This is a genomic window from Undibacterium sp. Tian12W (assembly GCF_049339405.1).
GTDB lineage: Bacteria > Pseudomonadota > Gammaproteobacteria > Burkholderiales > Burkholderiaceae_D > Undibacterium.
The window spans coordinates 1-10,405 of record NZ_JBMPPK010000047.1 but is presented as its reverse complement, the minus strand read 5'-3'; the positions used below and the strand labels follow the sequence as shown (position 1 = coordinate 10,405).

General features: G+C 50.6%; 10 protein-coding genes and 1 pseudogene. 9 read left to right on the top strand and 2 right to left on the bottom strand.

The features are described 5' to 3' along the window. Positions 1–13 precede the first annotated feature (13 nt). Positions 14–427, bottom strand: coding sequence for a hypothetical protein (locus ACO0LI_RS30255; RefSeq protein WP_423037615.1), 414 nt, complete (start codon positions 425–427; stop codon positions 14–16). Positions 428–779: 352 nt separating this feature from the next. Between ACO0LI_RS30255 and ACO0LI_RS30250 the strand changes: the two genes are divergently transcribed. After that, positions 780–1,940 carry a DUF4238 domain-containing protein gene (locus ACO0LI_RS30250; protein WP_422949157.1) on the top strand — a complete coding sequence of 387 codons (1,161 nt, stop codon included), beginning with the start codon at positions 780–782 and terminating at the stop codon, positions 1,938–1,940. Between the two features lie 194 nt (positions 1,941–2,134). Here the strand turns inward: ACO0LI_RS30250 and gcvA are convergent, their stop codons facing one another. Next, a complete protein-coding gene (gene gcvA / locus ACO0LI_RS30245) occupies positions 2,135–3,049 on the bottom strand; it encodes a transcriptional regulator GcvA (protein WP_422949325.1) in 915 nt (304 codons plus the stop codon). 245 nt (positions 3,050–3,294) lie between these two features. Here gcvA and ACO0LI_RS30240 point away from each other — a divergent pair, with 245 nt between their 5' ends. The 8 genes and pseudogenes from ACO0LI_RS30240 to ACO0LI_RS30205 all read left to right on the top strand — a co-directional run bounded on the left by ACO0LI_RS30240 (position 3,295) and on the right by ACO0LI_RS30205 (position 10,279). Beyond that, complete coding sequence (locus tag ACO0LI_RS30240) at positions 3,295–4,068, top strand: SDR family NAD(P)-dependent oxidoreductase (protein ID WP_422949156.1); 774 nt, start codon at positions 3,295–3,297, stop codon at positions 4,066–4,068. An 85-nt stretch (positions 4,069–4,153) separates the two neighbouring features. Continuing rightward, positions 4,154–4,435 (top strand): hypothetical protein, encoded by a 282-nt coding sequence (locus ACO0LI_RS30235; protein ID WP_422949324.1) that lies wholly within the window; start codon positions 4,154–4,156, stop codon positions 4,433–4,435. 523 nt (positions 4,436–4,958) lie between these two features. Beyond that, positions 4,959–5,531: a hypothetical protein gene (locus ACO0LI_RS30230; RefSeq protein ID WP_422949155.1), complete on the top strand. Its 573-nt coding sequence runs from the start codon at positions 4,959–4,961 to the stop codon at positions 5,529–5,531. Between the two features lie 275 nt (positions 5,532–5,806). Further along, positions 5,807–6,148, top strand: coding sequence for a YciI family protein (locus ACO0LI_RS30225; RefSeq protein WP_422949154.1), 342 nt, complete (start codon positions 5,807–5,809; stop codon positions 6,146–6,148). Between the two features lie 56 nt (positions 6,149–6,204). Next, a pseudogene (locus tag ACO0LI_RS30220) lies at positions 6,205–6,500 on the top strand (glutamine--fructose-6-phosphate aminotransferase); the annotation flags it as partial. Positions 6,501–7,001: 501 nt separating this feature from the next. Further along, on the top strand, positions 7,002–8,333 hold the full coding sequence (locus ACO0LI_RS30215) for a sensor histidine kinase (RefSeq protein ID WP_422949153.1): 1,332 nt from the start codon (positions 7,002–7,004) through the stop codon (positions 8,331–8,333). Further along, positions 8,330–9,085, top strand: coding sequence for a LytR/AlgR family response regulator transcription factor (locus tag ACO0LI_RS30210; protein WP_422949152.1), 756 nt, complete (start codon positions 8,330–8,332; stop codon positions 9,083–9,085). Before ACO0LI_RS30215 ends, ACO0LI_RS30210 begins: the two co-directional genes overlap by 4 nt. Before the next feature lie 141 nt (positions 9,086–9,226). Continuing rightward, positions 9,227–10,279 (top strand): S41 family peptidase, encoded by a 1,053-nt coding sequence (locus ACO0LI_RS30205; RefSeq protein WP_423037613.1) that lies wholly within the window; start codon positions 9,227–9,229, stop codon positions 10,277–10,279. Positions 10,280–10,405: the final 126 nt, after the last annotated feature.

Genomic DNA, 10,405 nt, shown 5'->3' with positions numbered 1-10,405 from the left:
AGGAAGATGAGCGTTACGACCAAATGAAATTGGGACTGTAGCCGCCTTTAGGCGGCTCAAGGGTTACCAGCGCCTTTGAGGCGCCCCAGCAATAAACCTCCGGCTTTGCCGGAGGTAATTTAATTTCGTTCCAAATACTAGCCACATCCATATTTGGAGGAGCATAGCGCCCAGGAACGCGGTCAAATATTTCAAGCCGATTCCGCATGGCTGAGCGCATATCGTCGTTAGTTCGGATAAATTTGAATGATGCAACCGAGTCATCGGTATCAGGTGCTGCGGTTTTCATAAGAAGTGACCAATTACCAAATCCCTGCTCATGAGCAATACAGTCGAGGGCTTTTATATGACCGATTTCAGATGCTCGGGAACGGGTCTTGGCTTCAAGCTTAAAACGTTTGATTTGAGTGTAAGTAAATTTATGCATGATAGCTCTCCAAATTGCTACCAGACTTTCAGCGCGTCCACACACCAAAACAAGTAGCAACTAAAAAGTTATCACTTGCACTACACACAATGTTCCCAAGAGAAACGATGCCTGAGTGGACGGGCTAGCCGATGTGCGCGGCTAAAAAAAAGATACACCCATTTTTTTAATTGGTCAAGGCAATGTGTTTGGTAGCAAATGGCCTGTACTTGTGAGTATGAAAATACATCACCAATATAATTTTGAAAAATAATTTAAACGTACTCTTCATTGAATAATTCTCAGTGAAAATCCAACTATCATCTTAAAACGCACAATCCCTTTGTCTATGATGACGTCTTTAGGAATTGGTATGGCTGAAAAAAAGAAACAACATTACGTTCCCAAATTTTTATTAAGAAATTTCTCCTGGCTTCCAGAAAAAAAACTGATAAATATTTTTAATCTGAGGCGCAAAGAGATATTTAAAAATGGAAATTTGAAGGATCAGTGCTACGAGGATTATTTTTATGGAAAAGATTTAATAGCTGAAAATTTGCTCGGCTTCGTAGAAGGCGGCGCCTCCAAAATTATCTCGGACATGATTGCTGGAGGTATATGCCCTGCGCGTTTTAGTGTTGAGCATGAAACGCTATTGGCTTTTGTTTTACTTCAACACGCAAGAACAAAGCACAAAGCTGAGTCGGTCAATTTACAAGCTGAAGAGATCGCCAAAATTGCGTTAACTAGAGAAGGAAAATTTTCTGATAAGGATTTGGAAAATATTTCAATTCGACTGGTTCAGCCAACCGATATTCCGTTGTCAATCGCAATAGATGGCCTTCCTCTTGTGTATGACCTTGAAATAAAAATTCTCATTAATGAAACAGACAAAGATTTCATTATTTGTGATAACCCGGTAGTCTATCGCAATCAATTTTTATATGAGCGAACTATCTCCAGTAATATCGGACTCGCATGCCAGGGCTTGCAAATTTTCTTACCAATTTCCCCGCGGCACGTTGTGATTCTTTTCGATAAAAATTGCTACAAATTGGGAAAGAAAAATTCCGATTGTGTCGCTATTCTTGACGATAGGGACGTTGTTCGTCTAAACCACCTTCAATGGTTGAATGTAAATGAAAATATTTATTTTGGAGAATCGGTGAGTTCGGGTGAACTTTTTCGAGGACATTATGAAATTGAGAAGTATTACTCGAAATTGCGCCCTGTAATAAATCAGGAACCAGAGCAAGATATTGGAAATGGGGTTTTTCGAACTCGTTTGGTGATGGGAACGCCGGAACAGAAAATGCCACTTAGTCTCTCCTTTATTAAACAACGCAAGTCAATGTCCCCCGAAGAAAAAAATCATGAAGAGCCGTTAGTGCGCGACAGAGAGTTAATCCTCGCGCTGCAGGAGTTTAAATCATTGGTAAAGAAAAAAATCTATAATCCTGGCCAATTCAGAGATTACCTCAATAGCAAAAATACTGACTATGTTATGGCATGGATGGCATCGCCGGGTAAATAGTTCTACAATTTGTCCGAGTTTAGTTAGCTACGCACTGACGAGTTGCGAATCTCGACCAACTTTCTGTATTAGAGCTACCCTAGTTGAATCAAGTGCTTAGCTCTAGGCAGCTCGACCAACTTTATTTGCTGTGATCACTTTTGACAAGCGCAAATCAATCGTTCATAGCGGCGAGTGAGGACGGGTTTTTCCAGTCATGGCTCATTCGCTGCTTCGTGGATTAACCAACCCCTGAATGCTATTAGCCGGGGCAAGTTGGCGGAGTCTGGCCGATAAACAATATAGTAGGCGAGTGGTGAAGGAAACGATATTTCAGGAAAGAGCCGTACCAACCGGCCCGACTGCAAATCATCTCTTGCCATCACGCTTCGCGCCAGCGCAACGCCTTGTCCTTCTGCTGTGGCTTGTAATACCGCTGCCGAATTATTGATCTTCATTCCGCGAATGGTGGCGACACCTGATACATTGGCTTTTTTCAACCAGGCATCCCATGTGGGGAAGTCTGCATGTCCATCCATCGATAAATCATGGATAAGTGTTTCTCCAACCAGATCGCTGGCGGCGGAAAGTCTCCCATGCTGTAACAGGTTTGGCGAGCACACCGGATATATCTCTTCCGCCATGAACTTGTCAGCTTTCAATCCTGCCCAGTTTCCCAGGCCGTAACGTACGCCTATATCAATCCTTTGCGCTACAAAATCGACCGCCCTGAGACTGGTATCCAGACGTACGTCAGTGTCGGGGCAAGCCGTTTGAAACCTGTCAATCCTTGGCAGCAACCATTTCGCAGCGAATGCGGGGCTCACGGTAATGGTCAGCACGCCATTTAGCGAAACCTCTCTCAATCTTGCTAGTCCAGTCGTAAGCTTGTCAAAACCCGAGCGTATATCCGGCAGGGCACGTTCAGCGGTTTCGGTTGGCGTGAGCCTTGCACGCCCACTTGAGGCGCGATGAAACAATGGGGCACCAACCCAATCCTCAAGGCTGCGTACAAGTTGCCCCACAGCTGCAGGTGTGACGTTAAGCTCATCCGCAGCGGACGAAAAACTTTGATGACGGGCGCTTGCTTCAAATGCGCGTAAAGCATTCAGGTGGACGGGTAGCTTCATATCGATAAACATTTTCTTTTGATTAGGAACATTTTATCTCGTTTGTCCGAAGCTGCAAGGCAGATCAAAATTGGCCTTGTTCCAGTAGTTTTCGTTCGCAAGCAATCGTGCGAGGTAGTTTTTCTACTTGGTTCTAGCCCTTGCCACCATCAACTCAAAGCTACAAAGCAAGGGAAGTTCAGGAAATAAGTCAGTTCAATCTAACTAATTTATGCCAGCCGAATAGGCGGGCAAAGGAAATAGTGATGAGTAATCAATTCAAGGGTAAAAAGCTGCTTGTGGTCGGTGGCAGCAGTGGTATGGGGCTGGAAACGGCGCGCAGCGTGATGGCCGAAGGTGGCAGTGTGCTGATTGTTGGTCATCGTCCAGAAAAAACGGAACAGGCACGCAAAGAACTGGCTGCCCTGGGACAGGTAGCTGCGCTGACTATTGATCTGGCTAGTGAAGAAGGCTTGGCAAAGCTCCTCAAAGAGATAGACGAACATCATCCGGATATCGATCTGCTGGTCAATGCTGCCGGGGTTTTCTTCCCCAAGCCATTCTTCGAACATCAGGAAGCTGATTTTGAGCAGTATATGAAACTGAATAAGGCTTTTTTCTTTGTTACCCAGAAGGTCGCCGCCAATCTGGTTGCTGGCAAACGGCCGGGTGCTATCGTCAATATCGGTTCCATGTGGGCCAAACAAGCTATAGCCGCCACACCATCGTCTGCCTATTCCATGGCAAAGGCGGGTTTGCACGCCCTGACTCAGCATCTGGCCATGGAGCTGGCGTCGAAACAGATACGCGTGAATGCCGTTTCGCCAGCAGTAGTGCAGACCCCCATCTACGAAGGCTTTATCCCGAAAGCCGAAGTGCACAGCGTTCTTCAGGGTTTTAACAGTTTTCACCCTATCGGCCGTGTTGGCACACCACAGGATGTGGCCGGGGTCATCACCTTCCTGTTATCGGACAAAGCCAGCTGGGTAACCGGTGCGATCTGGGATGTTGATGGCGGTGTCATGGCTGGCCGCAACTGATGCATTCCGTGACAAGCCACATAGCTTGCCATGCTCCAACTCCATTTTATTCAACCACAACTTATTCAAATCAGGAGAACTGACGATGATTTACTTGCAGATTACCCTTAAAATCGCTGAAGAAAACCGCGCAGCCGCTGCTGCGGTTTACCAGAAATACAAAGCATCATTTTTAGATAACATATCCGGTGCAAAGTCCAAAGAACTGCTCGTACGCGACGAGGATGTTCAGGTGTTGCATGGCTTCGCAAGTAAAGAGGCTGCACATGCCTACCTGCAAAGCGAGCTGTTCAACCAGGACGTCGTGCTTGCTCTCAAACCGCTGCTGGACGCGGCACCTGATGTGCGTGTTTATCAAAGCGTGTAAATCTTCTTTGCCGGTAGCTATCCATTACCGGCAAAGAATTAAACACAACTACGGACCGCTGAGGAAATAGAGTTGGTTGGACGGAGCGCGGAGTAGTATTGGGTCTTCAATATGTGTATGTCCGATCCCTCCAGACGCTCTCTTGCTGTTCTTTAATTATTTGGGGGGATTAAGAAATAAGCCAACTTTAATTGTGACATGTGAGAAAAATATTTTATTAAAATTGGCAAGATGATATTCTGATAAATGGAATTTTTAACTTAAAAGCTATTTTTAGTATGAAAACGTCACTACTAATCGCCACTTGCTTTTTGATGTCTTGTCACCAGCATGCGTGGTCGGCCGCAACAGAACCTGCACCGGACGGTGCAGTGATAACCGTTCCGGATGTGAAAGATGTTCAACGGGTAGGAAATGCTGTGCTGGTTCGTGCAGCATGGATGAAGAGTTCCAGTGGTTTGCAGGGTAAAATCTTGTATTACTTGCCTGCGACGGTAGCTGGATCAGTGCGATAGACGCTTCGATGGCAATCAAAGGAGAGACTATTTTTAATTTCTCCGACGGCTTACTCATCGATAAAGTTGATTTGACTCCCATTTCAGCCTCAACCTTGTCTGTAGCGCCGGTATTGGCCAAACGTTCAGTGCAGCTTTGTAAGACCACAGGTAAGGAGCCCCGTAATTTCGTCATCCCAATTGCCGAATCAAATGAAAAAGGATCGAATTACACATCTTTCGGGATTCTGCTCGGCACAGCTAATCGAATGGGGGATACCGTTGATATTTGGGTTCGACAGACCGAATACACCAAACAGGTAATAATCGATCAGGATGGCAAGCCGCTAGAATTCAATAATGTAGTCCAGACCAAAAAAGTGGTCACCGGTAAATACACTCTGGCAAGAGAAATTGTTGATTGTCATGCTCGAAAAATTGGAATATACGAGGTTTCAGAATATGATGGGGTCAATGGAGCTCCAAAATCGTGGAGCACTCCAAGGAATCAATTGTCGCTATCCAGTGTAATCCCTGACTCGGTCGGAGAGACAATTGTTGAAGCCACATGTGCCATTTATGGCCCGAAGGGAAGGGGTTGAGGTCGTGCTCAACTTCTATCCTTTGGGTGCTGCGAAATCAGGGGCGTAGCTGACTCGCATGTTCGGAACTAGCTAAGGTCTGCGATCAAAATTAATCAAAGGCATTTTGAGATTCTCGTGCTTAGCCGCGTATTGGCCAATTTTGCGCTGACTTCATCTTCAGAAAATCAAGGATTTAACAGCGGGTCCACAACCAGCTTTATTACTGAGCCATTCTTGCTACTTCTTAACTTGACCTTTATCACTAAGCACAACATTTCCGGAGAAAAAAGATCATGGCAAAGTACCTCATTTCATTTCCCAGCGTTGCAATGAAAGTACCCGACAGTGAGATGATGATTGTCGGGCGGGACGCCCGTTCCGTGATACGCGAGGCAAAAGAAGCAGGCGTCTATGTTTTCGGCGGTGGTATTAATGAATCAGTGCCACCCGTTCTGGTGTCAGCCGATGGCGCAGTCGCTGAGGGCGGCTACCCATGGGCACCGCCACTTGATGGTGGCTTTACGATACTTGAGCTTCCTACAAGAGACGAAGCTATCGCCTGGGCCGCACGCATCGCCAAAGCCTGTCGCTGTGATCAGGAGCTTAGGGTGTTTATGTTTGATCCGGAGTCTTGAAGCTTGAGTGTCGCTGTGCATTCTGTTAGCTCATGAAGTATCTTCTGCGGTGCGGTGCGGTGCGGTGCGGTGCGCTCAAGTACGGCCCCTCGCCTTGCTCACCAAAAAATGCGCGCCGTTACTGTCGCTCCAGCGATATTCCAATAGAAAAACTCAAATCCAACATGCAAGAAGTCCGCGCCCGCGTCACCTCCAGAGAAAGTTTACAGGCCATCCGCCGGCAAGAGCATCACGGCCAACCGTCACTCATACTATCCTTGGTGCCACTGCAATTACTGGTCTACAGCACTGCGCTGGCAAGAGGGATGGAATAGACAAGCCACGTAAGCTGGCAAAAAGCGGGACAACTTAATAAGGCAGCGCATTGAGTTATGACTTGTTCTCGTAAATTAAAGTTGTAAACATTCCCTTAAAGTCGTAAACCGGATAGTAAAGTCGAATATCAAACTTCAAAAGAAGTTTTGAAGTTTGATATTGCTGCCAAATCAAAGACGAGTAATGCCAGGAAGTATCTGAAAAAAATACAGAAACAATAGAATCCCTGATGAATCGAAATTATTGCTGATGAGGTATGGATATTGAGGGAGGGCTATGCCATTTTTCGACTTTAACGATCGAATTCTGCTGACACTACTTCCGAATGAAACGCTTTACAGCCTGTCGCACCTCTCCAGTCAAATTTGAGCACACGCTTGTATCCTTCAAAATCGCCAGGCCCGGGCAGCGATTGGGTCGGCGGCATTCATCCTGCTGGCGCCGGTTTCCTTCCCGATTTGCGGGCATTTATCGCATGGGCGAAAACACGCGCACCCGAGCCGTTAGAATAGCGGGCAAGTTCTAAACGAGGAATTTAATGAGTTCTCCCCCATTTCTGCCATTCAACGAGCCTCCCTTACCGGAAGTCGAGCACGACCGCCGCTTGGTGCGCCGCTACCTGCTGCAGTCGGCGCTGCGCTTCAACGCTGGTTCGCTGTTGTTCCTGTCGCTGGCGATCGCGTTGCTGCCGCTCTGGCTGAACTTCGGTCCGGATGCGCCGGGCGAAGTAGAGCACCACAAGCTGACTCTGTACATTGTCGGTGGCGTTGCGCTGGCGGTGATGGCCTGGCTCGCGCTGATTTCTAGCGGAATCGCCCGCAGCTTTCTCACCCGGCTGGGCGATGAGGGCAAGGCGCTGTGTGCGGAGGCGATGGCTTCCTCGGTGACGCGTCGCATCGATGCGCCGTTCAATACCTATACTACATTCGACCTGTGCACCGAGTCCTTGTCGGGGCTGGCGCTCGGCACGGCACTCGGCTACTCCGGCCCGCCGGCGTTCATCCACGACCCTTTCAAAGGCCGGATCGTGCTGGGCCGCTGGCGCCCGTTGGCACTGGGGCGCCATGTCGAGGTGAGGGTATCGTCCGATTTGGGCCCCAGCTGCCGCATCGAGCTGCGCTGCCGCCCTGGCCTGGCTTGGTTCGCGATCCAGCAGGGGGAGTCGCTGAAGACCGCCGAGGTGGTGTCTGCTCAACTGCGCCAGCGCCTCACGCGCCATGCAAATGCACTGGACGCGGCTCGGCGTGAGCGCGAGCTGGAACGCACCTCGCTGCAGGCGCGCCTCTCAGCCTTGCAGGCCCAAGTCGAGCCGCACTTCCTGTTTAATACCCTGGCAAATCTAAAGTACCTGATCCGTACCGACCAGCAGGCCGCGCAGGACATGCTCGACCACCTGGTCGGCTACCTGCAGAACGCGATGCCGGATATGCGCTCAGTGTCCTCGACCCTGGGGCGAGAAATGGATCTGGTTAACGACTACTTGGCGGTGATGCGCATCCGCATGGGCGCGCGCCTGCGCTTCGCAGTCGAAGTGGCCGAGGAATTGCGCAGCCTGCCGTTCCCGCCGGCGATGCTGATCTCGCTTGTGGAAAACGCCGTCAAACACGGTTTGGAGCGGGCCAGCCGACCGGGCCTGATCACCATCAGCGCAAGGCATGAGAGCGACGGGACGGACGAGCTGCTGAGCGTGTCTGTGGTCGACGACGGCATCGGCTTGACCGAACAAGCCGGGCAAGGCACGGGGCTGGCGAATATCGCAGAGCGCTTGCTGCTGCTATACGGGCGCAAGGCCAGCCTTTTCGTGGAGCCGTGCGACGAACAAGGAGTACGCGCATTGTTGACCGTGCCTGTTGTTGGGAGCCACGCATGATGCCACGTGCCCTGATCGTCGAAGACGAACCTCTGCTGCGGGCAGAGCTGATGGACCAGTTGCGTGTCTTGTGGCCCGAACTACAAATCGCCGGCCAAGTCGAAAACGGTATCGAAGCGGTGGCAAGCATCGATGCACTGAAACCGGACGTCGTCTTCCTGGACATACAGATGCCCGGCCTCAACGGCATGGAGGTGGCGCGCCATATTCCCGAGTCGTGCCAAGTCGTGTTTGTTACGGCACACGCGGAATATGCCTTGGCCGCTTTCGATGCCGGCGCGTCCGACTATCTGGTCAAGCCGTTGACGACCGCACGCCTGCTGCAGACGATACGCCGTCTGAAGTCGCGCACGACCGCAAGCCCGCCACCCACCGTGTGGAAACAGCTTTTTGAACAAGAGAGCACACCGGTGTACCTCAAGTGGATTAAGGCTTCGAGCGGCAATTCGGTGCGGTTGGTGATGGTGAGTGAAGTGCTGTACTTCCAGTCGAACGAAAAGTACACGCGGGTGGTGACGGTGAACGGCGATGCGCTGATTCGCTTGCCTCTCAAGTCCTTGCTCGAGCAACTGGACCCGCAGCTGTTCGCGCAAATCCACCGCAGCGCCATCGTCAATCTTCAGTCCATTGACCGGATCGAACGCAGTGAATACGGGGCGCGCGGCGGCGGCGGGCTGGAGGTAATCCTGAAAGGCCGGACCGAGCGCTTGAGCATTAGTGAAGGGTTTACCAAGCAGTTTCGCCAGATGTAGCAGAGGAGGACCGGGGTTTCGGATCGCGCAGCGCAGGGCTGTTGAAGCCCGTCTGCTGAACGGCCGCCCTCTTGCCAACGGCGCGTTTTTTGGTTCAGTTCGCAATTAATCGTTTCCACATATTGATCTGAAAGGAAGATAATGAAAAAGAAATGGATAGTCACACTGTCTTTGTTATTGCTGACCGTGACAGGGGCAATCGCCGGCCCGCCAGCGTCGCCTCCGACAGGGGAGATCGATAGTGCGACCCGGTTGGAGGTCATCGATACGCTGATTGCCAAGCTGAATGCCCACTACGTTTTTCCAGACAAAGCTCAACAAGCCGAAGTCGTCTTGCGCCAGCACCAGCGCGAGGGCAAGTACGATGGGATCACAGACGGTAAACAGCTGGCCAAACAGCTGTCGGATGATATTGAGGGCGTTGTCCACGACAAGCATATGGCGGTATATGTCAGCACCCGCCCGGTGCCGCCCGACGATGCAATGCCGCCGCCACCCCAGACGCGGGCGGAGTGGGAAAAACAGGTGCCGCCTGCCGCTCTTGAAAAGATTCTCGCATCAAACCTTGGCGTGGAAAAGGCTGATCACCTTAGCCCCAATGTTGGCTACCTGCAGATTTCCTCTTTCGGGCCAGTTTTCCTCATATCCGACAAGTTCGCCGCAGTGATGAATAAACTCGCTGACACCGATGGCCTCATCATCGATCTGCGCAACAACGGTGGTGGCGGGGGAGACTCAGTGGCGCTACTGATCAGCTATCTGGTTGACGAGCCCACCCGCCTCAACGACACCTGGGAACGTACGACCGGCATCACCACGCAGTATTGGACACAGGATAAGCTTGACGGCAAACGCTATGGTGGCAAGAAGCCGGTCCTAATCCTGGCAGGCCCCAACACGAAGTCCGCCGCCGAATCCTTCGCATACCAAATGCAGGCATTGAAACGCGCCACGGTGATTGGCGAACGCACTTGGGGCGGCGCTAACGCTTCGCGCCCATATCGTCTCAGCGAGTATTTTGCTGCCTTTATACCAAGTAGACGCTCAATCAGCCCAATCACCCATACAAACTGGGAGGGCGTGGGCGTCATCCCGGATGTTGCGACAAAGCCGGACGATGCACTCGCGGCGGCCAAAGATCTGATGCAGCGCCAACTTAATGGCGGCGCACCACCTGCTGCTACGGGTCACTAAGAGGCTGTTGCGAAATTAAAACGACTGAAAAAAAGTGCTGTTAACTTTTCATGAGTAGTGTTAACTTTCTATCTTGTTTTGTCAGGGTGGAGAGCGATGCCAAAAGAACTGATAGATGACCAACTG